The organism is Streptomyces sp. NPDC046900 (assembly GCF_040644975.1).
In the GTDB taxonomy this organism is placed as follows: domain Bacteria; phylum Actinomycetota; class Actinomycetes; order Streptomycetales; family Streptomycetaceae; genus Streptomyces.
On sequence record NZ_JBEYXD010000059.1, the window covers coordinates 1 to 25,686 of the forward strand.

Genomic DNA, 25,686 nt, shown 5'->3' on the forward strand with positions numbered 1-25,686 from the left:
CGTACCACCACAAGACCGCACGGAACGACACTTCCTGCCGCGGGGTGCCGCAGCGCACCAGCGCCGCCACTCGTCCCTGCCGCGCTCTGGGCAGCCGGTGGCACCGGACAGGCCCGCCGTTCGGCGCTCAGTGGAAGAAGTGGCGGGTCCCCGTGAAGTACATGGTCACGCCCGCCTTCTGCGCGGCCTCCACGACCTGCTCGTCACGGATCGATCCGCCGGGCTGCACGATGGCCTTGACGCCCGCGGCGATCAGGATCTCCGGCCCGTCGGGGAACGGGAAGAAGGCGTCCGAGGCGGCGTACGCACCGCGCGCCCGCTCCTCGCCGGCCCGCTCGACGGCGAGTTTGCAGGAGTCCACCCGGTTGACCTGGCCCATGCCGACGCCGACCGAGGCGCCGTCCTTGGCGAGCAGGATGGCGTTGGACTTGACGGCCCGGCAGGCCTTCCAGGCGAAGGCCAGTTCCGTCAGCTCCTCGGAGGAGAGCGCCTCGCCCGACGCCAAAGTCCAGTTGGCCGGGTCGTCGCCGTCGGCCTGGAGGCGGTCGGTGACCTGGAGGAGCACGCCGCCGTCGATCTGCCTGGCCTCCACGCGGTTGCAGGGGCCGTTGGGGGCCTTCAGCACCCGGATGTTCTTCTTCTTGGTGAGGGCCTCCAGCGCGCCGTCCTCGTAGTCCGGCGCCACGATGACCTCGGTGAAGATCTCCGCGACCTGCTCGGCCATCTCCTTGCTCACCGGCCGGTTCACGGCGATGACACCGCCGAACGCGGACAGCGGGTCGCAGGCGTGCGCCTTGCGGTGCGCCTCGGCGACGTCCGCGCCGACCGCGATACCGCACGGATTGGCATGCTTGATGATGGCGACGCAGGGCTCGTCGTGGTCGTACGCGGCACGGCGCGCGGCGTCCGTGTCCGTGTAGTTGTTGTACGACATCTCCTTGCCGTGCAGCTGCTCGGCCTCCGCGAGGCCGCCGCTCGGGCCGCCGCCGACATAGAGGGCGGCGGGCTGGTGCGGGTTCTCGCCGTAGCGCAGGGTGTCCTTGCGCTCGTAGGTGGTGCCCAGGAAGTCCGGGAAGGGCGAGTCGTCGACGGGCGCGTACGACGACGCGAACCAGTGGGCGACGGCGACGTCGTAGGCGGCGGTGTGCTGGAAGGCCTCGGCGGCGAGGCGCTTGCGCGCGGTGAGGTCGAAGCCGCCGTCGCGGACCGCGGCGAGGACGTCGGCGTACCGGTCCGGGCTGGTCACCACGGCCACGGACGGGTGGTTCTTGGCGGCGGCGCGGACCATGGAGGGGCCACCGATGTCGATCTGCTCGACGCACTCGTCGGGCGAGGCCCCGGAGGCGACGGTCTCCCGGAAGGGGTAGAGGTTGACGACGACGAGGTCGAACGGCTCGACGCCCAGCTCGGCGAGCTGCCGGCGGTGGCTGTCGAGCCGCAGGTCGGCGAGGATGCCCGCGTGGACCTTGGGGTGCAGGGTCTTGACCCGGCCGTCCAGGCACTCGGGGAAGCCGGTCAGCTCCTCGACCTTGGTGACGGGGACGCCCGCGGCGGCGATCTTCGATGCGGTGGAACCGGTGGAGACGAGCTCGACGCCGGCCTCGTGCAGCCCACGGGCGAGCTCTTCCAGCCCGGTCTTGTCGTAGACGCTGACAAGCGCGCGCCGGATGGGCCGCTTGGTGCTCTCGGCGGTCACTGGATAACTACCTTTCGTCCCTCAATGCGATAGCCGTTGCGGGCGAGCCGCCCCACGACCTCGACGAGCAGCCTTCGCTCGACTTCCTTGATGCGTTCGTGCAGAGCGTTCTCGTCGTCCTCGTCCCGGACCTCCACCACGCCTTGAGCGATGATCGGCCCGGTGTCGACGCCGTCGTCGACGAAGTGGACGGTGCATCCGGTGACCTTGGCGCCGTACGCGAGCGCGTCGCGCACACCGTGGGCTCCGGGAAAGCTGGGGAGCAGGGCGGGGTGGGTGTTGACGAACCGCCCGCCGAACCGTGCGAGGAACTCCTTCCCCACGATCTTCATGAACCCGGCGGAGACGACCAGGTCGGGCTCGTGGGCGGCGACGGCCTCGGTGAGGGCGGCGTCCCAGGCCTCCCGGCTCTCGTAGTCCTTGACCCGGCACACGAAGGTGGGCAGCCCGGCGCGCTCGGCGCGGGCCAGGCCCTCGATGCCGTCGCGGTCGGCGCCGACGGCCACGACCTCGGCCCCGTAGCCGGCGGCCGAGGTCTCGGCGACGGCGTCGAGGAGCGCCTGCAGGTTGGTGCCGGACCCGGAGACCAGGACGACCAGGCGCTTGGCCGGGGACTCGGTGACGGTCTCGGCCACGGACTCGGCCACGGCGGGGCCCTTTCTCGGGGAAGCGTTGGTGCAATCGCTCGGCAGAGCGTTTGTATGGTCGTACAAATGCTTCGCACCCCCGGATACGGGGAAGTCTACGAAGCGGTCGGCCGTCAGCAACGATACCGGCACATCGGACGGCCCCCCCAGGGGACGGGGGCGCGGCCGGAAGGTAGCGTCTGGGGAGGGGCCATCCGAAAACGCGGTGCCGACGCGGGGAACGCCGCACCTGCGTGGGACGTTGACCCGGGACGGGAACAACCCCGTCCGGGGCGCCCGCTTCGCGGCTGGCCACAGGGGCAAGCCGGACAAGACGCCCACCGGAACCACCAAGGGGAAGACGCACACCTGATGCCGGACCGCAGTCTCCGACTCCCTCCGCTGCTGCTGCGCGAGCGGCGCCCTTCGCCCGTGCCTCCGCGGGAGAGCAAGGGGGCACCCCACAGCGGGGGTGACTCCGCGGGCGGCGGCTCCGCGGACGGTGGCCGGGGCCCGGAGGCGCCCGAGGACGACAACCCCTTCGCGCCGCCGCCGGAGGGAACGCCCGACCAGCCCTGGCGGCCGCGCCATCCGGCACCGGGGCAGGGACAAGGACAGGGCCGTCGGCCGGAAGGCTCCGACGAGGGCGGACGTCCCTCGTGGGGCAGCCAGTGGAGCGACCGGCAGCCCGGTCCTTCCGCGGGCGGCCGCTTCGGCGAGCGCCCCGGAAGCCAGGGCGGTCAAGGCGGTCAGGGCGGACCCCAGGGCCCCGGCGGTCAGGGCGGACCCGGCGCGGGCCTGCGCTGGGACCCCACGGACCCGGCCCAGCGCCGCGCTCGCTACGCGCTGATGGCAGGCATGTGGGCCTTCCTCTTCTCCCTCTTCAGCTGGCCCTACCTCGCATTGCTGCTGGGTGCCCTGGCGCTGTACTGGGGCGCCAGCGCCCTGCGTGCCAAGCCCCGCAACCCCGACCCGAACACCGCCGCCCCCACGGCCCGCCCGCAGACCTCCGCGGCGATCAGTGGCCTGGTCACGGCGTCCCTGGCGATCGCGATGGTGGCGGCCACGTTCGCGGCCCAGTTGGTGTACCGCGACTACTACACCTGCCTGAACGACGCCCTGACGACCTCCGCCAAGCAGTCCTGCAACGACCTGCTGCCCCAGGATCTGCGAGGGGTGCTGGGCACACGCGGCTGAGCCGGGGGCTGGTCCTGCGCGAGCGGGGCGTTCACGCCAGGTGCGGGACGAACCCTGGGACGCGCGGGTCCGGCGTCGGCCCATCTGAGGCAAGCTCATGTTCTCCTCAGAAACCTCGTGGAAGCTCGCCGTCCGCCGACCGGCGCTGACATGATCTCGCCAGCTTCAGGGGGCACTTGACCGCACCGTGCCCACCGTTCACGGGGGGAGAGATGTGTTGTGAGCGTGCCGAGAACCCTTGCAGGAGTGGGCATCGTCTGCGCCCTGGCACTCGCTTCGGTCAGTGCGTGCACCGCGGACGACACCGGCGACGGGCAGCCCGCCAGGGCCACTCGCTCCACCGGGCCGGCCACCGCCGTTCACGTCACGGCACGCCCTTCCCTGCAGGAACCGCCGAAACTGGACGGTGACGAAACGCTCGCCGGTCAGCAGAAGGTGACCCGCGGCAGTGCCAGTTTCGCCTTCGGCGCGGGGAAGAAGGGCGAGGCGCTGATCGTCGCGGTGAGCTGCCAGGGCACCGGGAAGATCGAGGTCGCGGTGCGCCCCGCCAGTGTGTCCTTCCCCTTGGAGTGCCGGCCCGGCGAGGTGAACACCATCCGCAACGAGGTGCTGGTGCATGGGGTCGAGCGAACTGGCACCGTGTCCGTCGAGGCACCTTCGGCCGTTCGCTGGGCCGTGACCATCGGCCGAGGCGAACCGGCGCAGGTGGAGCCGGCCGGCACCCAGTGATGTCACAGCGGTCCGGCCCGGTCCCCGGTTGAGCGCGGAACTCGGACGGAAGGCGCCATCCGGCGGGAAGATGCCGACCGGCAGCGACCGGCCTCACGCACGCGGTTCGGACCCGTCCGGCGGGACGGGCTTGGAGGGATCCGGCAGGACGGGCTTCGGAGGTTCCGACGGAACGGGCTTCGAGGGATCCGACGGAACGGGCTTCGGAGGTTCCGACGGGACGGGCTTCGGAGGGTTCGGCAGGGCGGCTTTCGGCGGGTCCCGCAGGACGGACTTCGGGAGGTCCGGCAGGAAGGACTTCCTGGAGGCCGACGCGAACGGGTCCTCCCTTCGCAGTGCCTCGTACGGCTTGAGGTCGGGGTCCTCCCACGCATCGTGCTGTTTCGGAGTCGCGGGAAGCGACGGTCTCCGGCCGACAGAAAGGACAGGCGGTCGCGGAACCGCGGGCGGGGGGACCGCGGCGGCGTGCGCCGCGCTCCGAGGCTTCGGTTGCCGCCGCGGCTCCCCGCGCCCCCACAGCCGCACTGCCCGTACCGCCCATCCCACCGGCAGCCCGACCGCCGCCGTCCAGCCTGCCGCCGCGAGGCCCACCTGCCATCCCACCGGCCCGAACCGCGCCAGCGCGTTCACCCCGAGCGGTCCGCCCGCCGCCTCCGCGAGGCCCGCGAGCACCATCCCGCACACCGCGCTCGCCACCAGGACCGCTCCCCCCGTCCGTCCTGCCGACCACGCGCCGTCCCGTCCGCGCTCCCGGTCCGCGCTCGCCGCGCGTGCCACGAACCACCCGACGGTCACCCCCGCCGCGACCGGCACCGCTCCCACCGCCCACCGCAGCGGCCCGCCCCCCGCTTCCGGAACCGCCGCCAGCAGCGGGAACGGCTGCAGGAACGCCGGTGGCCGCACGGTCGACAGCGGTGCCACCACATGCCCCGCTCCCAGCACGAACCCCGGCCCGAGTCCGTACGCCGCGCCCCACACGGCGGCGTTCGGCACCAGCGCAGCCGCCAGGAGCAGCACCGCCCACCGCCCCGACCATCCCTGAGCGAGCTGCAGGAAGGTCAGTTGGGCCGTGTCGCCGTGCCGCACCAGTGACACCCCGACCAGCAGCGCACCACCGCCCACCAGCACGGTCGACCCCGCCAGGGCCGCCCGGAGGGAGTCCCCGAGCCGTAGCCGTCCGTCACGGTCGACCGCTCCGAGCGTCACCACCTGCCGTACGCCCTCGGGCAGCCACTCGAGTGCCCGGCGCACGCTCCATGGCAGGCGCCCACAGGGGCGCCCGTGCGCCGTCCACACGCCCAGACCCGCCGCCCCGGCGACGCCGAGCGGCACGTACCACGCGGCCCCCGTCCACGACGGCCGCAGCGTCCCTCCGGAGGCGTACAGCGCCGCCACGGCCCCCACGCCGAGGTAACCCGCCACCACGCCGGTCCACGCCGCGCGCGCACCGACGGGCGGCGCGTCCTCCCCGGCGGCCTCCGCGCTCTCCCGGTCGGTGGCGTCGCGGGCCGCCCGGTACACCAGCCACATTGGAAGCACGGCCAGCAGCAGCGGTGTCACCCCGACGGGCGCGGGCAGTCCGGAGAGCGTCTCGGTGCGCATCAGGGTGACGCCGTGGGCGAGCAGCCACAGCGCGGCCGCCACACGCAGCGCACCACCCGCGCCGGTGGCGGGGTACGGCGAGCTGATCCACAGCACGATCGCGAGCAGGGCGAACGAGCCGAGCCCCGCCACCGCGGCCAGGGCACCGCCCAGCAGTGCGTCACCCAGCCCGGGCGAGCGCTCCCGCAACCCGGTGAGGAGGGACGGAATGGGGGTTCGGCGGTCGGTCCATTGGGTCACGCCGCCATGGTCCCAACGACACGCGCTAATCCGGTGCAACCGATAAAGCCACGATGTGTCGCTAAATATGTGGTTATGTACTTTTCCGTATTGGAGGACCGTCCAGTGAAGCAGAGTCCTTCCCTCCCGCTGCCGCACCCCAAGGAATGCCGACGTCTGCGCAGGACCAAGTCCCTGACCCAGGCTCAGATGGCCGCCAACTTGCATGTGTCCATCGAAACGGTGCGCGACTGGGAGACCGGCCTGACCAGCCCGCGCGGCCGGAAGCGGAAAGCGTACGCGAGACTGCTCGCCGAATGGGCGGTGCAGGAAGGGGCCCAGGAGAGCCCAGATGAACGCCCGCCCATTCCCCTGACTCCCCATCAGGCGTTCGACGAGCTCTACAGGTTCTGCACGCCCGCCCTCGTACGGCAGGCGTATCTGCTCACCGGCCGGCGCGGGCTGGCCCGGGAATCGGTCGAACGCGCCTTCCAACAGGCCTGGCAGCGCTGGCCGGAGGTGGCCATGGACCGGTACCCACCGGGATGGGTACGGGCGGCGTCGCACGACTGGGCGCTCTCCCCCTGGCACCGCTTCCGCCCGCGCCATCGCCGCGCCGAGGAGCCACCCTCGGACCCCGCCAACCGGGAACTGCTGCAGGCCTTCCTGACGCTGCCTCCGGTCCAGCGGCGCACGCTGCTGCTGCACGACGGCGTCGGCCTCGGTCTGCCGGAGACCGCCGCCGAGACGCAGGCCAGCACTCCCGCCACGGCCGCCCGGCTGCTGCGGGCCCGCACGAGCCTCGCCGCGCTCGTACCGGACCAGGCGTCGCCGGACGTCCTGGGCCGCAGACTGACCGAGCTGGCCACGGCGGAACGCCTCCGCGCGGCCAGACCGCCCGTGGTGCGCTCCGGCGGCGAACGCCGCGTCCGCCGCTGGTCCGCCGCGGCGGTCGTCCTCACGGCCGCCTTCACGGGCTCGACCGCCCTGACCATGCAGATGGCCGCGGACCACTACGAACGGCCGGTGCCCCGGGGAACCGCGATCAAGGACATCCCCGCCCTGGCCGCCCAGGGTCCGCTGTCCGCCCGGCAACAGGCGCTGTGGTACGTGCTGAAGGCGCAGGCCGACCAGGGACCGGAGCGCCTGATTCCGGAGGCGCGCTGACCCGACCGCCCCAAAAACGCCCGTGGGCCCGTCCCCTGCACGGGGTACGGGCCCACCGACGTTCAGCCGGAATGCTCACCTGGAGCACCCCCGGCCGGGAAGGATTCAGCCGGCCAGGATCTCGCGCGCCAGCTTGGCCGTCTCGGTCGGGGTCTTGCCGACCTTGACGCCCGCGGCCTCGAGCGCCTCCTTCTTCGCCTGGGCGGTGCCCGACGAACCGGAGACGATGGCGCCCGCGTGACCCATGGTCTTGCCCTCGGGCGCGGTGAAGCCCGCGACGTAGCCGACGACCGGCTTGGTCACGTTCTCCTTGATGAAGGCCGCGGCCCGCTCCTCGGCGTCGCCGCCGATCTCACCGATCATGACGATCAGGTCGGTGTCGGGGTCGTCCTGGAAGGCCTTCAGGGCGTCGATGTGCGTGGTGCCGATGATCGGGTCGCCGCCGATGCCGACACAGGTCGAGAAGCCGATGTCACGCAGCTCGTACATCATCTGGTACGTCAGCGTGCCGGACTTCGACACCAGGCCGATGCGGCCCGGCTTGGTGATGTCGGCCGGGATGATGCCGGCGTTCGACTGGCCGGGGGTGATCAGGCCGGGGCAGTTCGGACCGATGATCCGGGTCTTGTTGCCCTTCTTGCCGGCGTACGCCCAGAAGGAGGCCGAGTCGTGCACCGCGATGCCCTCGGTGATGACCACCGCGAGCGGGATCTCGGCGTCGATGGCCTCGACGACCGCGTCCTTGGTGAACTTCTCCGGGACGAAGATGACCGTGACGTCGGCGCCGGTCTTCTCGATGGCCTCCTTGACGGAGCCGAAGACGGGTACCTCGGTGCCGTCGAAGTCCACGACCTGGCCCGCCTTGCGCGGGTTCACGCCACCGACGATGTTCGTGCCCGAAGCCAGCATGCGCTTGGTGTGCTTCTGGCCCTCGGAGCCGGTCATGCCCTGGACGATGACCTTGGATTCCTTGGTGAGGAAGATAGCCATGGTTGTCTGTGACCTCGTCCCTTACTTCGCGGCAGCAGCCAGCTCGGCGGCCTTGTCGGCCGCGCCGTCCATGGTGTCCACACGCTGTACGAGCGGGTGGTTGCGGTCGTCCAGGATCTGGCGACCCAGCTCGGCGTTGTTGCCGTCGAGACGCACGACGAGCGGCTTGTTGACCTCTTCGCCCTTGGACTCGAGGAGCTCCAGGGCCTGCACGATGCCGTTGGCCACCGCGTCGCAGGCGGTGATGCCGCCGAAGACGTTGACGAACACGGACTTGACGTCCGGGTCGCCGAGGATGATCTCCAGGCCGTTCGCCATGACCTCGGCGGAGGCGCCACCGCCGATGTCGAGGAAGTTGGCCGGCTTGACGCCCTTGTGGGCCTCGCCCGCGTAGGCGACGACGTCCAGGGTCGACATGACCAGGCCGGCGCCGTTGCCGATGATGCCGACCTCGCCGTCGAGCTTGACGTAGTTGAGGTTCTTCTCCTTGGCCGCGGCCTCGAGCGGGTTGGCCGCCGCCTTGTCGTGCAGCTCCGCGAACTCGGGGTGGCGGAACTCGGCGTTGTCGTCCAGGGAGACCTTGCCATCGAGGGCGATGACGTCACCGGAGGCGACCTTGGCCAGCGGGTTGACCTCGACGAGGAGGGCGTCCGACTTGATGAAGGTGTCCCACAGCGTGACCAGGACGTGGGCCACCTTGTCGGCGACCTCGGCCGGGAACTTGGCCGCGGCCACGATCTCCTGGGCCTTGGCCTCGTCCACACCGTCGATGGCGTCGATCGCGATCTTGGCGACGGCGTCGGGGCGGGTGGCCGCGACCTCCTCGATCTCCATGCCGCCCTCGACGGAGGCGATGGAGAGGAAGGTGCGGTTGGCGCGGTCGAGGAGGAAGGAGACGTAGTACTCCTCGACGATCTCCGGAGCCGTCTCGGCGATCATGACCTTGTGGACCGTGTGGCCCTTGATGTCCATGCCGAGGATGTCCGTGGCGCGGGCGACCGCCTCGTCCGGGGTGGCCGCCAGCTTCACGCCGCCGGCCTTTCCGCGACCACCGACCTTCACCTGCGCCTTGACGACCGACTTGCCGCCCAGCCGCTCGGTGATCTCGCGCGCCGCCTCAGGCGTTTCGATGACTTCACCGGCCAGCACCGGTACACCGTGCTTGGCGAAGAGGTCCCTCGCCTGGTACTCGAACAGGTCCACGCGCTTCCGTCCCTATCAGTGATCTCGCGGTTCGTTGGATGCGTGGGCGTGCCGCGAAGGGCAACGTGACGTCCGCTGTGTCACAAGGGAGGCGCACACGGTGTCCGAGCGCGCGGCATGTCCGTCTCGCAGGTTATCGCCGCTTGAGGTGGGGCTCTAAATCGCAGATCACACCTGAGCGGTGATACCTGTCACACGTGTGACCCCGCGGCGGAACCGGTCGCGACCCTCCGGTGAACGGCCGGAGCAGGGCGGCAGGGTCCCACCGGGTTGGGGTTGGCCCGGTGGGACCCCTTGTGCCGCCCCGGAGGGCGCAGGACGGGTCGACCCCACCCCAATGGGGCCACCCGTCCCGCCCGCGGGGCTTCGGTCGGGCCGGCCGACGGAATTCGGCCGCCGTTCCTCAACCCCGCGGAGTCGGTGCCGGGTGCCGTGCGGCGTGCGCCACACGGCACCCGTGGATCAGATGGAGTCGGTGCCGTAGTGGCCCGGCCGCAGATGGCTCGGGACGGCCGATTCGGCGACGCCCCGGGCGCCGGTCACCGCGTGGCCGCCCAGCGAGCCGCCGGACTCCTGGACCGTCCCGGCCAGGCCACCGGCGAACGGCGCGACCTGGCCCGCGACTCCCTGCGTGAACGGATCGGCCGCGCCCACGACGCCGCCCGCGAACGGCCGCACATCGCCCGTCACGCCGTACGCCAGGTCGGTGGCGCTGCCCGCCGTGCCGTGCACCACGGGCCGCGCGGTCTCGTCGACCGTCTGCACGACCGGATGCACCGCGCCCGCCACGCCGTACGCGAACGGCTGCACCTCGTCCGCCACGCCGTACGCCAACTGGGTGGTGCTCCCGGTGACGCCCCCGGCGAGCGGCGGGACCTGTCCCGCGATCCCGCCCGCGAACGGCCGCACATCACCCGTCACGCCGTAGGCCAATCGGGTGACGTCCTCGACGGACTGCCCGGCGACGGGCACCACCCCGTGCACCGCGGTCTGCGCGACCGGGGGCAGCACGGACCCGGTCACGTCGCCGGTCACCCCACCGGCCAGGCCGTAGACCGGCGGCTGGGCGTCGGCGGCCACGCCGTACACCAGCGCGGACGCATGGCCGGTCGCGTCGTGCGCGAGCGGCTGGACGTCCGCCACGACCCCCTGCGCGAGGCCGGTCACGTTGCCGACGGCGTGTCCCGCGAGCGGCGTCACCCCGTCGACGACCGTGCCGGCGACCGGCGGGAGGACGGCCGCGGCCGTCTCGGCGACCACCGGCGCGACCGTGCCGGGCACCCCGGCGACCGTGCCGACGACCTGCTGCTTCACACCGGTGACCGCACCGGTGATGTGGCCCGGTACGGCGGAGACGCTCGCGTCCGCGGCGGACGTGACCTCGTCCGCCTGGCCCTGCACGGCGGCGACCGCACCCGTGGCCCGTCCCTCCGCCCCGGTGACCGCCTGCTGCGCGGCACCACTCGTGCCGCCCGCGATCCGGCCCGCGCCCGCGACCGTGCTCTGCGCCTTCGTGCGGATCACACCGTCGACGCCGTCCGCCTGGCTGCGCACGGCGCCCTGGACGCCCTGGAGCTTGGTCTGCGCGGCGGCGAGCGCCTGCTCCAGTTCGGGGGCGAAGGCCGAGAGGGGGCCGAAGAGGTAGTCGATCTCGTCCTGCGGGGCGGCCGCGTCGGTGACGACGGCCGTGGCCGCTCCCCCGGCCCTGGACGCGGTGGCGTGCACGGCGCCCTTGGCCTGCGACGGGAGGTGCGCGGCGGTCACCTCGTGGTCGACGTACCGGCGTGCCCGGTCGGCGACGGGTGCCGCCTGCGCGGCCTGCGCGGCCTTGTGGACCCTCTCCACCCGGGAGGCGGCCCGGGTTCCGGCCCGGGAGGGGGTGCTCGTGGCCTCCTTCGCGGTGGACTGCGCCGTGGCGGCGGTGTGCGTCACCGCCGAGGCGGCACCGTGCGCAGCCGCGCCCTGGGTGACGCCTGACACGGTGTTCTGCACATCGGCGACGACGCCGTCCACGGTGCCCGTGACCGCGCCGACGGTGTCCGCGGTGTCGATGCCGACGTCAGAGGTGGAGACGGACGATGCCGGCAGTTCGTCCGCGCTGGCGACGGCGGAGCCGAGCGCCCACGCGCCGGTGACACCGGCGGCTATGACGATGGAGCGGCGGATGTTCTTGTTCATACGTGCGTCAGATCCTTCGGGAATCCGGAATTCTGGAGTTCTTCACGTACCGGTGCCGAGGCCTGCAAGCCGGTGCCGGCGTGGAGCCGGCGGATCCGTGGGCGGTCCGGGGGGAAAGACCGGCGGCCACGGGTGTGCTCCGGCCGCTATGGCTCGGGGTCCGGTGGCTGCCGCCCGGGGATCGGAGAGGTGTCCGGACGGCGGGCAGACCTGCTTCCGCCCCCCGCGCGGCAGGTCTCGCGGGGAGGGAAGGGGCGCCCTAGCCGGGGAACTCGGGGATGTCCCGGTGCCGGTCCCGGGTCCCGTGCGCGGTCACCACCGCGATGGCACCGCGCACCAGCGTGAGCGGTGCCCGGTGGTGGGAGGCGACGGCGTGCCCGTCGCCTTGCGACGGCGCACCGCCGTCGGCGGTCTGCCGATCGCCGTACGCGCCCGTCGGCTCACTGTCGGGCGCCTGGTGCGGGGGCGTGTAGGGGGACCGGGTGAGATGGGGGGTGGGGTGAGCGAACGGCGTCGCCGTGGTGTCGGCCAGGACGACTCGCGGTCCGTACGCGCCGGTCTCCCGCTGCTCGACCGCGTTTCCGTCATCCGTACCACCGCCCTGCTGCGCTGCCGACGGCGCGGGCAGGGCCCCTGCCGGCGATGCCGGCCGACTCTGCGGACCGGACAGCCCCAGCAGACCGGGAACCCCCGGAAGCGACGGCTCCGAGGGGAGCGACGGCAACGGCGCGGGAGCCTCCGTCAGCCCGTCGGTCACGGTCTCCACAAGTCCGCCGACGGGCCGCACGACCGCCTCGCCGACCGGCCGCAGAACGCCTTCGGCGACCGGCCGCACCACCTGCCGCACGGTGCCGCCGACGGCGGGAACCGTCTTGGCCACGGCGGTGATGACGTCGGCGGGCGCGCCGGATGCGGCGGGGGCGGCGGGCGTAGCGGGGCTGGGTGCGGAGGGCTTACCGGGTGCGGTGGACGTGGCGGGGCGGGTGACGGGTGCGGTGCCCGGCCGGACGGTGTGCGAGCCGGAGGGGCTCGCCGTGTGCCGGCCGAGGGGCGGCACGGAGTCCTTGCCGTCCGGTGTACGCCCGGACGGGGGCGGCGCGGGGTGTCCTCGCTGAGCGTCGGGCGCGGGAGAACCCTGCACCGTGTGCCCCAGCGTGCTGCTGACGGTCTCGTCGAGCCGCCGCACCGCCTTCGTGACCGGCCGGAGCGCGTCAGCCGAGGCATCGGCCGCGACCGGAGCCGCAGAAGTTGCCGGTGTGCCCTCCGCCGCGTGCGCCTGCCCCTCGCACAGGAGCCCCAGTGCGAACAACCCACCCATCACCAGGGCCAGATGCACCGCACGCCGACCGGCCGCCGTACGCATCGCGCGCAGTGCGGCACCGGCGAAGGGCAGTGCGGCTGGCAGGGTCAAGACGGGGAGAGCCTCCGTGCGGCGGGACGAGGCGGTGCGGAGCGAACACGCGCACCGCCCGATGGCGAAGCGCCGTCGATCCTTGCACGGGACTCCCGAGGTTGCGCAAGTCCCCCGTTACCGATGGGTAGTCATTTCCGTTTTGTCGCCTGTCGTTCTCGGTGTCCGGTTCGCCAAGTACCCGTTGTGCCCCTCATGTCGGCACATCGGCACATCGTCATGTCGCCTCCGGTACCGGCAGGGGCCGTTTCTCGATCGCCGCCGCCATCACCTCCGGGAACAGGTCGGGCGTACACGCGAACGCCGGTGCGCCCAGCGCCGCGAGGGCCGCCGCGTGCTCACGGTCGTAGGCGGGTGCGCCTTCGTCCGAGAGCGCGAGCAGCGCGACGAACTGCACCCCCGACGCCTTCATCGCCGCCACCCGCTTGAGCATCTCGTCCCGGATCCCTCCCTCGTACAGGTCGCTGATCAGGACCACGACCGTCTCCGAGGGCCGGGTTATCTGCGACTGGCAGTACGCCAGCGCTCGGTTGATGTCCGTGCCGCCGCCGAGCTGGGTGCCGAAGAGGACGTCGACGGGGTCGTCGAGCTGGTCGGTGAGATCCACGACGGCCGTGTCGAAGACGACGAGCCGCGTGGCGATGGACCGCATGGAGGCCAGGACCGCCCCGAACACGGATGCGTACACCACCGATGCAGCCATCGACCCCGACTGGTCGATACAGAGGACGACTTCCTTCTTCACGGACCGGGACGCCCGCCCGTAGCCGATCAGCCGTTCCGGCACGACCGTGCGGTGTTCGGGCAGGTAGTGCTTGAGGTTGGCGGCGATCGTGCGGTTCCAGTCGATGTCGTGGTGGCGGGGCCGGGTGACACGGGCGCCGCGGTCCAGAGCGCCGGTGAGCGTGGCCCGGGTGCGTGCGGCGAACCGCTTCTCCAGGTCCTCGACGACCTTGCGGACCACCGCGCGCGCCGTCTCCTTGGTGGCCTCGGGCATGGCCTTGTTCAGCGAGAGCAGCGTGCCGACCAGATGCACGTCCGCCTCGACGGCCTCGAGCATCTCGGGCTCGAGCAGGAGTGTGGACAACCCGAGCCGGTCGATGGCGTCGCGTTGCATGACCTGGACGACCGACGAGGGGAAGTACGTACGGATGTCCCCGAGCCAGCGCGCGACGGAGGGCGCGGACGCCCCGAGCCCCGCCGAACGGTCCCGTCCCTGCCGGGCCTTGTCCCCCTTTCCGTACAACGCGGTCAGCGCCCCGTCCATCGCCGCGTCCCGCCCGGTGAGCCCGTAGCCGGTGCCGTCCGCAGCGTCCGGGCCGAGCACGAGCCGCCAGCGCCGCAGCCGTTCCTCGGCGGCGGTCGTCGGGTCTCCCGTAGCCGTGGCTTCCGTTCGGTCGGTCATGTGCCTGCTCATCACGCCACCCCCACAAGGTCGTCGGCCTCGCTGTCGGCCGGCTCGTCCAGGCCGAGGAGCAGACGCACCACCGGAACCACCGCGTCCGCCCGCCCGGTGTCGATGCCGGGGGCGAACCCGGAAACACCCGAGCCGGTGGCCGCTCCGGTCTCCCGCGCGCCCGGTCCCCGCCGCACCAGCTCCCCCAGCGTGCGCCGCACTCCCGGCTCGTACGCCGAGAACGTGCGCCGCAGCAGCGGCAGCACGTCCGCGAACGCCTCCGCCGGCACTCCGGTCAGCCATGTGTCCACCAGGCCGAGCAGACGCTCGTCGTGCACGAGCAGCAGTCCGCCGCCGGAGCCGCCCCCGACGAAGCCCTCGATCCACGCTGCCGCGTCCGCGGGCGCCGTCCCCGGCGAGAGGACGAGGCCCATGAGCCGCGACGCCTCGTCCTGCGACAGCTCTCCGTCGTCCAGCAGCAGTCGCACGGCACGGCCGCGGACGACACCGGCGACGGTCTCCCGTCCGGCGAGCACCCGCAGGACGGAACGCCACCGCCCGCGTATGTCACCCTCCGCCGACGCGATCGTCTCCTGGAGCAGGCCCACCGCCCCGTGCACCGCGTCCACATGGCTTCGCATCTCCTCCGCCGCGTCCGCGTCCAGCGCGGCGCACGCCGGTGGCAACCCGACGAACACACGCTCGGCGAGGCCCGCCGCGACGCCGGCCAGCACCCGGGTGTCCGTACCGCGCACGTCCCCGTAGCGCAGGGACCGCACCAGTGCGGGCAGGGCCTGGGCTAGGTGCCCGACGTCGACGTCGAGGGCAGCGCGGTCGGCGAGGACCCGCATCACCACGGGCAGCGCGTCCGGCAACTCCGCGGGCAGGCACCGCTCGGCGAGCGCGGTGACCTCGGCGAGCGTCCGTGTGGCGACCGCGTCCGCCTCGGCCTTGGCGGTCGCAGCGGCGTGCACGGTCGTGCCCCACACCCCGGCCTCGGCGACCCGCACCGCCAGCTCCGGCTCCCAGCGCAGCCGCCATGTCTCCCGGAACGTCCCCGTACTGCCCCGCGAGGCCACGGGCTCGCCCCAGCCGATCCCGAGCAGCCGGAGCCGGTGGAGCAGCCGGCTGCGCCCCGCGTCGGTCTCCTTGCGCAGGTCGAGTTCCACCTCGCGCTCCGACGGCTCCGGTTTGAGGCGGAGCCGCTTCTGGAGCCGGATCAGGTCCCGCTGCAACGGCACGGCGGGCGCCGAGGCGGGCACCTCCCCCAGCACGTCGCCGACCACGAGCCGGTCGTGCACCAGCGCCAGCGGTATGTCCGAGCCGTCGCACATCACGGCCCGCACGGCGTCGGTCGTCTCCGACAGGCCCGGCAGCGGGCGCCCACGCATTGCGGCGAGCGTCCCGGCGAGCCGCACCGCCTCGATGACGTGCGCGGACGACACGATGCGGCCCTCCTCACGGAGCAGCCGGGCGACCTTGGTCAGCCACCGCTCGACGGGCCGGTCGGGCACGCCGAACAGATGCCCGTACCAGCCAGGGGAGTCGATCCCCGCCCCGTATCCGCCGGCCCGGGACAGCCTCCGATGGGTCCAGGGCACCCAGGTCATGTCCGTCTTCACCTTGGGCAGCCCTTTCAGCAGGGCGCGGTCCGCGGCGACGGACGCCCTCGCCCGGAGCGCGGGCACGTGCCACGCCCCGCACACCACGGCCACCTCGCCATCGAACTCGCGCTGCGCGGCTCGCACTTGGAGACGCATGTACGCCTCCCGTACGAGGTCCCGCTCGTGCCCTCCGGTGCCATACGTCTCCCGCAGGGCGGTCATGGCCTCCTCCAGCACGGCGAAGGGTGCGAGGGCGTCGCCCCGACCCCCGCCCCGGTGCTCGACGACGTCCTCCCACCACCGCTCCGGATCGTCGTACCCGGCGGTCTCGGCCAGCACGGCAAGAGGGTCGACGCGCACGGCCTCACCGGGATCGGGCGACTCCCCGGGCGCCTGCGCCTCCGTCGGCAGCTTCGCGCCTCCAGGCCCATTTCCCGATGCCCCCGGCTGCGGGTGCGCAGGGGCGTCTCCCGGCGGCACCGGCGGGTTCCCCGGCGTGCCGGACTCCGGCGCCGGCTGGGCGGCGGCACCGGCGTCGCCGTCCGACGACGCCGGGTCCTCCGCCCTGTCCCACGCCAAGGTGTGCGTCGCCGGCAGATCGATGAACCGGGCCGGAACGTCGTGTTCCAGGGCCCAGCGGATCGCCACCCACTCCGGGGAGAACTCCGCCAGCGGCCAGAACGCGAACCGTCCGGGCTCGTCCACGGCATGCGCGAGCAGCGCCACCGGCGGCCGCATCCCGGCGTCCGCGGCCAGCGGGATCAAGGCGTTCGCCTCCGGTGGCCCCTCGATCAGCACGGCCCGGGGCCGAGCCGTCTCCAACGCGGCCCGCACGGCGCGCGCGGACCCCGGGCCGTGGTGCCGCACCCCGAGCAGCAGCGGCCCCCCGTCCACTGCTCCGGCCACCGGCCCGCCTGACGGCTTGTCAACGCCTGTCACGCCGTCCCCCTCCCCGGCGGCGCCGCCCCGGGCCGCCCTGCCGCCTCGCTCCCGTGCCGCCACATGCGTCCATGGCCCCGGCCGTGCCCTCCCCGGTCGGGAAGTTCCATGAGGGCTCGGCTTCGGAGTGGCTCATGCGGTCACCTCCCGGCACGCGCGGTAGAAGTCCGTCCAGCCGTCGCGCTCGCGGACCACCGCCTCCAGGTACTCCTGCCAGATGACCCGGTCGGCGGCAGGATCGCGGACGACGGCGCCGAGAATGCCCGCGGCGACGTCACTCGCCCGTAGTACGCCGTCGCCGAAATGGGCGGCCAGCGCGAGGCCCCCGGTGACGACGGAGATCGCCTCGGCCGTGGACAGCGTGCCGCTGGGCGACTTGAGCTTCGTGCGGCCGTCCGCCGTGACGCCGCTCCGCAGCTCGCGGAAGACCGTGACCACGCGGCGGATCTCGTCGATGCCGTCGGGCACGGCCGGCAGGTCGAGCGAGCGGCCGATCTGCTCGACCCGGCGGGAGACGATGTCGACCTCGGCGTCGGCGCTCTCCGGAAGGGGCAGCACCACCGTGTTGAAGCGGCGGCGCAGCGCGCTCGACAGGTCGTTGACCCCGCGGTCGCGGTCGTTGGCCGTCGCGATCAGGTTGAAGCCGCGGACGGCCTGCACCTCCTGCCCCAACTCCGGTATCGGCAGGGTCTTCTCGGACAGGATGGTGATCAGCGTGTCCTGTACGTCGGCCGGGATACGGGTCAGCTCCTCGACCCGCGCGATCATGCCCTCCCCCATGGCCCGCATGACGGGGCCGGGCACCAGCGCCTCGCGGCTCGGGCCGTGCGCCAGCAGCTGCGCGTAGTTCCAGCCGTAGCGGATCGCCTCCTCCGGGGTGCCTGCCGTGCCCTGGACGAGCAGCGTCGAGTCGCCGCTGATGGCCGCCGCCAGGTGCTCGGACACCCAGGTCTTGGCCGTGCCGGGCACCCCGAGAAGGAGCAGGGCGCGGTCGGTGGCGAGCGTGGTGACGGCGACCTCGACGATGCGGCGCGGGCCGACGTACTTCGGTGTGATCACCGTGCCGTCCGGCAGCGTGCCGCCGAGGAGGTAGGTGGCCACCGCCCACGGCGACAGTCGCCAGCGGGCCGGGCGCGGCCGGTCGTCGTGCTCGGCCAGCGCGGCGAGTTCACTCGCGAAGGCGGCCTCCGCGTGCGGCCGCAGCGCCTCGGCCGGCGCCGTCACCGCTTCCCTCGCCCCGCCGTCCGCCTGCCCTTCCCCGCTCTGTTGCGCGAGTGTGCGCACGGGCGCGGACGCCCGCCCGTCCGGGCCCGCTCCCCCGCCCCCGTTCGCGGGCGCGGACTCGCTCGGGCCCGGCTGGACGGACATCGGATCAACGGACACACGCATGGCCACTTCCCCCTCGGCGTCGGCCGGTTCGGATCTGTCACCAACCGTGCACCACACCACTGACAACGCGTCGTGAGCTGCGTAAACACCCTCGCGGTGATCGATTGTCAGTGCCGGGACCTACCTTCGACGACATGACTCAGCAGGGGGTGCGCTGGACCGCGGAGCAGGTGCTTGCACTGGCACCTGACGCGGCGTCACGCAAAGCGGGAAGCAAACTCGGCGCGGCCGGGCCGTGGTCGGACGCGGGCAGTTCCGAGGAGGGGACGGTGTGGGGACTGTGCAAGGGCAGCGGCAGCAAGCCGTACCAGACGGTCGTCGACATCGCGGATGCGGCCGGCCCGGCCTACAAGTGCAGTTGCCCGAGCCGCAAGTTCCCGTGCAAGCACGCGCTGGGACTGCTGCTGCTCTGGTCGGGCGGCGACGCGACGGTGCCCCGGGGGCAGGCGCCGGACTGGGCGGAGCAGTGGATCGAGGGGCGCCGGCAGCGGGCGCTTGAGAAGCGGCCGACGACCGGGTCGAAAGCAGCCGCGCCCGCTGATCCGCAGGCGGCGCGGCGCAGGTCGGAGCAGCGGGCGGAACGGATCACGGCGGGGGCGGCGGAGCTGGAGCAGCGGCTGGCCGATCTGCTGCGGGGCGGCATCGCCGCGGCCGAGCAGGCGGGTTACGGGCTGTGGGAGGAGACGGCCGCCCGGATGGTCGACGCACAGGCCCCGGGACTGGCCGCGCGCGTACGCGAGTTGGGGGCGCTCCCGTCGTCGGGACCGGGCTGGCCGGTGCGGCTGCTGGAGGAGTGCGCGCTGCTGCACCTGCTGGACCGGGGCTGGCTGCGCCGCGAGCGGCTGCCGGACGGCCTCGCGGCGACGGTCCGTTCGAGAGTCGGGCTGCCGGGCTCGCCCGACGGTCCGCCCGCCCGCGACCGCTGGCTGGTCCTGGCGCAGTACGACACCTCGGACGGCCGGCTCACCACACGCCGGATCTGGCTGTACGGATCGGAGTCCGGCCGCACCGCGCTGCTCCTCTCTTATGGGGCGGCCGGGCGCTCGCCGGACTTGGCGCTGCCGGTGGGCCTTGCCCTCCACGCGGAGGTGTCCGGGTATCCGGGGGCGGGACAGCTGCGGGCCGCCCTCGGCGAGCAGTTCGCCCCTCCAGCACCGACGACGGTACGGCCGCCCGGTGTGACCACCGCCGCGGCGGCGGCGCGCTATGGAGAGGCCCTGCAGGCCGATCCGTGGCTGGACTCGGTCCCGGTGACGCTGAGCCGGGTCATACCGACGCCCGTCGAGGAGTCCTGGCAGCTGGCGGACGCGGACGGCGGCACGGCACTGCCGCTCACCCCTTCGGCGAGCGCCCGCCCGGGTCTGTGGCGCATGGTCGCCCTCTCGGGCGGCGCCCCGGTCACGGTCTTCGGCGAGTGCGGCCACCGCGGCTTCACTCCGCTCACCGCCTGGCCGGAGGGCGCGGGAGAGGCGGTGCCGCTGTGCTGACGACACCCCGATCCATGCAGAAACCGACCTGGAAGGGACTGACATGAGTGCGACCCCCGCCCTGCCGGGCACACCCAGTGCCGTGCCCTGGGAGGAGCTGGTGACCGCGGCACTGCTCGGTACCGACCGGCGCACACCGCAGGGGCTGCCGCCGGGCCGTGAGCCGCCGACGGCAGTGCTGGACCTGGCCGCCGTGGAGACGGTGCGCCGCAGGGCAGGTCTGCGGCCTGCACCGGCAGGGCCACGGCCGGAGCGGGCGGCGGCCGATCCGCGCCCGCCGCTGCCGCCCGCCGCGGCCCGCAGACTGGCCGTTCTGCTGTCCGACCGCCCCGGGACGGGCGGCAGCGGCCGCCGCGGGTCGGCGCCCGACCTCATGGAGCTGCTGCCGCAGTGGCTGTCCCTGGCCAATGCCCGGGGCTTCGCGCCGCCCCCGGAAGCGCTGCCCGCGCTCCTGGACGCGGCTCGCGGTCGTACGGACCTGCGTCCCGCCGCGCTGGCCTTCGCCGGTCCGCGCGCCCTGTGGCTGGCCCAGCTGAACCCGGACTGGCGCTTCGCACTGCGCTCCACGCCCGGCGGGTCCGAGTCGCCGCCGCAGGAGCGGGACCGCGTCCTAGCCCTGTGGCAGGAGGGCCTGTTCGCGGAGCGGGTCGCGCTGCTCACCGCGCTGCGCGGGCGACGGCCGGCCGCCGCCCGCGAGCTGCTGGCCTCCACCTGGGCCACGGAGCGGGCCGAGGACCGTCTGATGTTCCTCGACTCGCTCCGCACGGGGCTGGAGCAGCCGGACGAGCCGTTCCTGGAGCAGGCGCTGTCGGACCGGAGCCGCAATGTGCGCGCGACGGCCGCGGAGTTGCTGTCGGCGCTGCCGAATTCGGCCCTGGCCGAGCGGATGGCGGCGCGGGCGGCGGCCTGCGTGGCGGTCGACCGTACGCAGGGGGAGCCCACACTCGTGGTCGAGGCACCGCACGAGTGCGATCCGGGCATGGAACGGGACGGGGTGGTGCCGAAGCCGCCCGCAGGCCGCGGGGAGCGGTCCTGGTGGCTGGGCCAGTTGGTGGAGGCGGCGCCGCTCGGCTCGTGGACGGCGCGGCTCGGGGGCCGGACGCCGGAGGAGATCGTCGCACTGCCGGTGGCGGACGACTGGCAGGACGAACTGCACGCGGCCTGGTGCCGGGCGGCCGTGCGGCAGCGGGATCCCGGCTGGTCCCGGGCGCTGCTCGGTCCGCCCTCGGCACCGGAGGCGGGGGGCCCGGGTGCGGTGTCCCTGGCCGAGCGGGCCAAGCTGCTGTCGACGCTGGGGGCGGCGGAACGAGCCGACTGGGTCGCGGGGTTCATCGCCACCCATGGCCTGTCGGAGGCGTTCCAGCTCCTCGGGGTCTGCGCGGTCCCCTGGGCCGCTCCACTGGGACGGGCGGTTGTGGACGCGCTCAACATCGCGCGGGACGCGGGAAGTTACCCCTGGAGCTTCAGCGGTGTGATGGGGCTGGCGGAACGCTGCCTCGACCCTGCGGAGGCGAGTCGGCTCGATGCGCTGACCGCGATACCCGATGAGCCGGCGGACGCGTCGCCGGGCGCCGGGGGCTACTGGGCAGAGGCCTTCCAGCGTCTGACGACGACGCTGCGCCTGCGCGCCACGATGCGGGAGGAACTGAGCGGGGCATGAGGTGAGGCACGGGGCGGACGGACGGGTCCGGGACCACCGGAGCCGAGGGCGCCCGGACGGTCCGGGACCACCAGAGCCGAAGGCGGACGGACGGGTCCGGGACCACCAGAGCCGAAGGCGCTGGGGCCCTCCGCCCGCCGAGCCGGAATCACTCGAACGGCGGCACACCGATGGCGGACGTGGTCCCCCGCGGCCGGAGACACGAAACGGCGCCGCCCGCCCCCGGGGCGAAACGGCGCCGTGCGCGGAGCGTTACGCCTCCGCGGGCTGGCGGACGTTCGCCCGCACCCAGTCCACGATCGAGGCGGTCGTCGCCCCGGGCGTGAAGATCTCCGCGACGCCCTTCTCCTTCAGCGGAGGGATGTCCGCCTCGGGGATGATGCCGCCGCCGAAGACGAGGATGTCCTGTGCGTCGCGCTCCTTCAGCAGCGCGATCACCGCGGCGAACAGCGTGTTGTGCGCGCCGGACAGGATCGACAGACCGATCGCGTCGGCGTCCTCCTGAATCGCCGTGTCGACGATCTGCTCGGGAGTCTGGTGGAGGCCGGTGTAGATGACCTCCATACCCGCGTCGCGCAGCGCCCGCGCGATCACCTTGGCTCCGCGATCGTGGCCGTCGAGCCCCGGCTTGGCCACCACCACGCGGATCGGACCGGCTGCCACACCCATCACTGCCTCCATGAAGCGACTACTCCACCCTGTACCGATCTACCGCCCTGCCGCCACATCACCGCACCGGCGGACACGCGGACCGCACGGTCGGCGGTACCGCACCGGCAAACGGGCGGTTCCGCCCGCCCCTACGGTCCCGCAGAACAGGCGCACAGCGCACCTCACGGCACAGGCGCCCCGCGTCGTACCGACCCGGGAAGTGAACGAACGTTATCGCCAGCATCCCGCAACCGGCAGTTTCACGGTGCAGACCGAGGGGGAAATCACACAGTGGGACACATTCGCCGCGCAGGGTCTCCCCTCTCCGCGGCACACGCGCCGCATTCACCGGCGGCTCGCGCGCCGTGCACCGAGGAGATCGTGCGCAAGGAGAGCCGCAACGAGGCGGCCGCATCACCGTATCGCCGGCGGGGCGCCGTGGTGGTGGGGCTCCTCGGCGAATGGATGTGCAAGGGCACGACAGCGGGGAGCCAGACCCGTACGAGGAGGACGGGAACCGCGCCACACGGGCGGCCCAGGTCGCGTCATCGCGACGAAAAGGCGCCCGTCACATCACCGGCGCCGTACGTGCCGCATCGGCGGCACGGCGAACCCGCGGCACCGGCCCCGCAGGCCACCGCCACTCGGCTTTCCACAAGGGCTCACGGGGGACAGAGGCGTCCTCGGTGTGCCGACGGGAGGTCGGCCATGATGGTTACCAGGGCAGTACAGCCCTTGCAGCCGTTGCTTCCGCTGTGCCAGCGCCTGTTCCCGAGCAGACTGGCCGGACTTTCCATAGCCCTCCTCAAGGCGACCGCCCTGGAGCTCGCGATACTCGCCGGACATCTGCTCCTGTACCCCTCGGGAATCATCCAGGAGCGCCACGCGGAGCCGCTGGCACTCCCTCCGGACACCGCCACGCTGCCGACCAAGGCCAAACCCCCGGTGATCCTCCTCCATGGGTTCATCGACAACCGCTCGGTCTTCGTCCTGCTGCGCCGCAACCTCACCCAGCACGGACGGCAGCACATCGAGTCGCTGAACTACTCTCCGTTGACCTGCGACATCCGGACCGCCGCCCAGCTTCTCGGCCGCCACATCGAGGAGATCTGCGAGCGCACCGGACAGGATCAGGTGGACGTCGTCGGGCACAGCCTGGGCGGACTGATCGCGCGGTACTACGTGCAGCGCCTCGGTGGCGACCTCCACGTCCGCACGCTCGTCACGCTGGGTACGCCGCACTCGGGCACCCGGGTGGCGCCGCTCGCCAACGCACACCCGATCGTCCGCCAGATGCGCCCCGGTTCCGAGCTGATCCAGGAGTTGCGTGAACCGGCCCCCGGCTGCCGCACGCACTTCGTGAGCTTCTGGAGCGACCTCGATCCCCTCATGGATCCGCTGGAGACGGCCTGCGTCGACCACCCGGACCTGCTCGCGCAGAACATACGGGTCAGTGGCATCGGCCATCTCGCCCTGCCCGTGCACCCCACGGTCGCGGCCGGGATACGGCAGGCACTGGACCTCGAGCAGCCGGGAACGGCCGCGGCCCCCACCGGCGGCCTCACGGTGGCGTAGCCCCCCGGGCGCGGCCACTGTCCACGGCGGCCGGCACGATCCGGTCCTCCCCCGGCCGGAGCACAGCCCTCAACCACGCCTGGCACAGCCGCGATACAGCTGTCGGACAACCCCCGGACACCCTCACAACCTCGAACATTCATCGAACGAAGAGCCAAAGCCTTGCCTTTAGCCGCCGAAACACGGCCGAATGCCCGTTTCCTGCCGGAGGGAAACCTGCAGAAGATTGTCGCGCCCGCATACCGCCGGGTACAGTCACCGCACTGCTCTGCCAGCCCCTGCTGTCGAGGCGAAAGAGAAGTTGGTGAACGACCGTCACCCGTCGGGGACCGCAACTCCCTCGGCTCCGGCCTCCGATGCCTCCTCGGCGCACTATGCGTCGTACGGCGGGCAGGGCGGCCAGTACGGTGACTTCACCACGTACGCCGACACCACCGCGGCCGCCTACGGCGCCGGTGGCCACGCGACCGCGAGCTTCGCGACCGACCCCCTCTTCGGCGACCTCCCGGGCGGCGGCTCGACCGGCTCCTACGACGCCACTCAGTGGTCCGCCGACGCCCACACGCGCCTCGACACCGGCACGCACCAGACGGCGCACTACGACGGGTACGCCGCCCAGCACTACGCCGCGTACGACACCGGCGCCCATGACACATCGGCCTGGGCGGCCGGCTACCAGCACCTCGCCGGAATCCCCGCGCAGGCCGCGCCCACCGACGGCACCGGCCAGTGGGACGCCCAAGCCTGGCTCGAGGGCGGCCGGCAGGCGGACCCGACCCAGCAGTGGGAGTGGGGCACGCAGTCCTACGACACGGGTGCCTACGACGCCACGCAGTGGAACTCGGGCGCCACCACCGAGCACGAGGCGCACTACCAGCAGACCGAGGCGGCGGCCGCGACGGCCACCTTCGAGCACGCGGTCCCGGAGTCCTTCGACCAGGCCGACGCGTTCGACCATGCCGAGCAGTTCGACCAGGCCGACGCGTTCGACCACGCCGAGCAGTTCGACCAGCAGGCCACCGCGACCTTCGAAGCGGCGGAGTCCTTCGACGACTTCCCGTACGAGGACACAACCGCCGACGACGAGGGACCGGCGGACGACGCAGCCGATGACGCCCCGTTGCTCGAAGAGCAGGAGGAGTTCGCGCCGGTCCCGGCACCGCGTGCCGCCTCCCGCGGCGCGAACCGGTCCCGGCGCCGTCCCCCCGCGAGGCGTTCCGCACTGCTGACGGTCGCCGTACCGTCGGTGTGCGTGATGGGAGTCGCCGGGATCGCCGCGGCGTCCGTCGGCACCGGCGGAGAGGACACCGGCACGACGAGCGCCTCCGCCGCCACTCCGGTGAAACCGTCCGCCGCCAACATCAAACTGGACTCGCAGCTCCAGAGCCTCTCCGCGGGCGCGAACGACTTCGCCGACCGGGCGAGCCGCACGCAGGAGCGCATCGACCTCAAGGCCCAGCAGGCGGCCGAGCTGAAGAAGGCGGCGGCGGAGGCGGCACTCAAGGAGCGGCTGCGTCCGAAGTTCGTCCTGCCGGTCCTGCAGAAGGGGCTCAGCGCCTACTTCGGGCAGGCGGGTATCAACTGGATGTCCGTGCACACCGGTATCGACTTCCCGGTCTCGTACGGCACGACGGTGATGGCCGCGACCGACGGCACGGTCCGCACGCAGTGGAACAGCGCGTACGGCAACATGATGATCGTGACCGCGAAGGACGGTACGGAGACGTGGTACTGCCACCTCTCCAGCTACCGGGTCGCGAGCGGGACGACAGTGAAGGCCGGCGATCCGATCGCATACTCCGGCAACTCGGGCAACTCCACCGGACCACACCTGCACTTCGAGGTGCGGCCGGGCGGGGGCGCCGCGGTAGACCCGCTGCCGTGGCTGCGCAGCCACGGGCTGGACCCGACCTGACCCGCCCCCCGCCGGGCCCCCGCCGTTCGGCGAGGGCTCCCTCTTCGGACCC

Annotated in this window: 18 protein-coding genes; 7 read left to right on the top strand and 11 right to left on the bottom strand. The window is 72.9% G+C overall.

What is annotated here, in order from left to right; all coding sequences use genetic code 11:
• Positions 1-127: 127 nt before the first annotated feature.
• Both purH and purN read right to left on the bottom strand, forming a co-directional pair.
• Positions 128-1,696, bottom strand: coding sequence for a bifunctional phosphoribosylaminoimidazolecarboxamide formyltransferase/IMP cyclohydrolase (gene purH, locus ABZ904_RS36255; RefSeq protein ID WP_359398004.1), 1,569 nt, complete (start codon positions 1,694-1,696; stop codon positions 128-130).
• The gene (purN, locus tag ABZ904_RS36260; protein ID WP_359398006.1) at positions 1,693-2,343 is read right to left on the bottom strand and encodes a phosphoribosylglycinamide formyltransferase; all 651 of its coding nucleotides are present in this window, start codon (positions 2,341-2,343) and stop codon (positions 1,693-1,695) included. The genes purH and purN overlap by 4 nt, the downstream gene beginning before the upstream one ends.
• A gap of 351 nt (positions 2,344-2,694) precedes the next feature.
• Between purN and ABZ904_RS36265 the strand changes: the two genes are divergently transcribed.
• Both ABZ904_RS36265 and ABZ904_RS36270 read left to right on the top strand, forming a co-directional pair.
• Positions 2,695-3,519, top strand: coding sequence for a hypothetical protein (locus ABZ904_RS36265; protein WP_361828282.1), 825 nt, complete (start codon positions 2,695-2,697; stop codon positions 3,517-3,519).
• A gap of 219 nt (positions 3,520-3,738) precedes the next feature.
• Positions 3,739-4,248: a hypothetical protein gene (locus tag ABZ904_RS36270; RefSeq protein WP_361828285.1), complete on the top strand. Its 510-nt coding sequence runs from the start codon at positions 3,739-3,741 to the stop codon at positions 4,246-4,248.
• A gap of 93 nt (positions 4,249-4,341) precedes the next feature.
• Here the strand turns inward: ABZ904_RS36270 and ABZ904_RS36275 are convergent, their stop codons facing one another.
• Positions 4,342-6,090 carry a DUF6350 family protein gene (locus ABZ904_RS36275; protein ID WP_361828288.1) on the bottom strand — a complete coding sequence of 583 codons (1,749 nt, stop codon included), beginning with the start codon at positions 6,088-6,090 and terminating at the stop codon, positions 4,342-4,344.
• A gap of 105 nt (positions 6,091-6,195) precedes the next feature.
• Here ABZ904_RS36275 and ABZ904_RS36280 point away from each other — a divergent pair, with 105 nt between their 5' ends.
• On the top strand, positions 6,196-7,236 hold the full coding sequence (locus tag ABZ904_RS36280) for a sigma factor-like helix-turn-helix DNA-binding protein (RefSeq protein ID WP_360990692.1): 1,041 nt from the start codon (positions 6,196-6,198) through the stop codon (positions 7,234-7,236).
• Positions 7,237-7,341: 105 nt separating this feature from the next.
• On the opposite strand, the gene sucD is transcribed toward ABZ904_RS36280, so the two are convergent.
• The 7 genes from sucD to ABZ904_RS36315 form a co-directional block, all read right to left on the bottom strand.
• Positions 7,342-8,226 carry a succinate--CoA ligase subunit alpha gene (gene sucD, locus ABZ904_RS36285; protein WP_359398016.1) on the bottom strand — a complete coding sequence of 295 codons (885 nt, stop codon included), beginning with the start codon at positions 8,224-8,226 and terminating at the stop codon, positions 7,342-7,344.
• A 21-nt stretch (positions 8,227-8,247) separates the two neighbouring features.
• Positions 8,248-9,429: an ADP-forming succinate--CoA ligase subunit beta gene (gene sucC / locus ABZ904_RS36290; protein ID WP_359398018.1), complete on the bottom strand. Its 1,182-nt coding sequence runs from the start codon at positions 9,427-9,429 to the stop codon at positions 8,248-8,250.
• 462 nt (positions 9,430-9,891) lie between these two features.
• Positions 9,892-11,607 (bottom strand): hypothetical protein, encoded by a 1,716-nt coding sequence (locus ABZ904_RS36295; protein WP_361828293.1) that lies wholly within the window; start codon positions 11,605-11,607, stop codon positions 9,892-9,894.
• A 259-nt stretch (positions 11,608-11,866) separates the two neighbouring features.
• Positions 11,867-13,018, bottom strand: coding sequence for a hypothetical protein (locus tag ABZ904_RS36300; protein ID WP_361828296.1), 1,152 nt, complete (start codon positions 13,016-13,018; stop codon positions 11,867-11,869).
• A 217-nt stretch (positions 13,019-13,235) separates the two neighbouring features.
• Positions 13,236-14,423 carry a VWA domain-containing protein gene (locus ABZ904_RS36305; protein ID WP_359398024.1) on the bottom strand — a complete coding sequence of 396 codons (1,188 nt, stop codon included), beginning with the start codon at positions 14,421-14,423 and terminating at the stop codon, positions 13,236-13,238.
• 11 nt (positions 14,424-14,434) lie between these two features.
• On the bottom strand, positions 14,435-16,957 hold the full coding sequence (locus ABZ904_RS36310) for a DUF5682 family protein (protein WP_359398026.1): 2,523 nt from the start codon (positions 16,955-16,957) through the stop codon (positions 14,435-14,437).
• A gap of 132 nt (positions 16,958-17,089) precedes the next feature.
• A complete protein-coding gene (locus tag ABZ904_RS36315; protein WP_359398028.1) occupies positions 17,090-18,346 on the bottom strand; it encodes an AAA family ATPase in 1,257 nt (418 codons plus the stop codon).
• 134 nt (positions 18,347-18,480) lie between these two features.
• Here ABZ904_RS36315 and ABZ904_RS36320 point away from each other — a divergent pair, with 134 nt between their 5' ends.
• Both ABZ904_RS36320 and ABZ904_RS36325 read left to right on the top strand, forming a co-directional pair.
• Positions 18,481-19,833, top strand: coding sequence for an SWIM zinc finger family protein (locus ABZ904_RS36320; protein ID WP_361828301.1), 1,353 nt, complete (start codon positions 18,481-18,483; stop codon positions 19,831-19,833).
• 43 nt (positions 19,834-19,876) lie between these two features.
• Positions 19,877-21,493, top strand: coding sequence for a DUF5691 domain-containing protein (locus ABZ904_RS36325; protein ID WP_361828304.1), 1,617 nt, complete (start codon positions 19,877-19,879; stop codon positions 21,491-21,493).
• 252 nt (positions 21,494-21,745) lie between these two features.
• Here the strand turns inward: ABZ904_RS36325 and ABZ904_RS36330 are convergent, their stop codons facing one another.
• Positions 21,746-22,162, bottom strand: a complete 417-nt coding sequence (locus ABZ904_RS36330; protein ID WP_359398034.1) for a cobalamin B12-binding domain-containing protein — start codon at positions 22,160-22,162, stop codon at positions 21,746-21,748.
• Between the two features lie 690 nt (positions 22,163-22,852).
• Here ABZ904_RS36330 and ABZ904_RS36335 point away from each other — a divergent pair.
• On the top strand, positions 22,853-23,719 hold the full coding sequence (locus ABZ904_RS36335; RefSeq protein WP_359398036.1) for an alpha/beta fold hydrolase: 867 nt from the start codon (positions 22,853-22,855) through the stop codon (positions 23,717-23,719).
• A 304-nt stretch (positions 23,720-24,023) separates the two neighbouring features.
• The gene (locus tag ABZ904_RS36340; RefSeq protein ID WP_360990669.1) at positions 24,024-25,634 is read left to right on the top strand and encodes a M23 family metallopeptidase; all 1,611 of its coding nucleotides are present in this window, start codon (positions 24,024-24,026) and stop codon (positions 25,632-25,634) included.
• Positions 25,635-25,686 lie beyond the last annotated feature (52 nt).

Excerpts from the sequence above, each read along its gene's own strand:
- ABZ904_RS36265 (WP_361828282.1), top strand. The coding sequence starts at position 2,695 with ATGCCGGACCGCAGTCTCCGACTCCCTCCGCTGCTGCTGCGCGAGCGG.
- sucD (WP_359398016.1), bottom strand. The coding sequence starts at position 8,226 with ATGGCTATCTTCCTCACCAAGGAATCCAAGGTCATCGTCCAGGGCATG.
- ABZ904_RS36295 (WP_361828293.1), bottom strand. The coding sequence starts at position 11,607 with ATGAACAAGAACATCCGCCGCTCCATCGTCATAGCCGCCGGTGTCACC.
- ABZ904_RS36305 (WP_359398024.1), bottom strand. The coding sequence starts at position 14,423 with ATGACCGACCGAACGGAAGCCACGGCTACGGGAGACCCGACGACCGCC.
- ABZ904_RS36315 (WP_359398028.1), bottom strand. The coding sequence starts at position 18,346 with ATGCGTGTGTCCGTTGATCCGATGTCCGTCCAGCCGGGCCCGAGCGAG.
- ABZ904_RS36320 (WP_361828301.1), top strand. The coding sequence starts at position 18,481 with ATGACTCAGCAGGGGGTGCGCTGGACCGCGGAGCAGGTGCTTGCACTG.
- ABZ904_RS36325 (WP_361828304.1), top strand. The coding sequence starts at position 19,877 with ATGAGTGCGACCCCCGCCCTGCCGGGCACACCCAGTGCCGTGCCCTGG.
- ABZ904_RS36330 (WP_359398034.1), bottom strand. The coding sequence starts at position 22,162 with ATGGGTGTGGCAGCCGGTCCGATCCGCGTGGTGGTGGCCAAGCCGGGG.
- ABZ904_RS36335 (WP_359398036.1), top strand. The coding sequence starts at position 22,853 with ATGATGGTTACCAGGGCAGTACAGCCCTTGCAGCCGTTGCTTCCGCTG.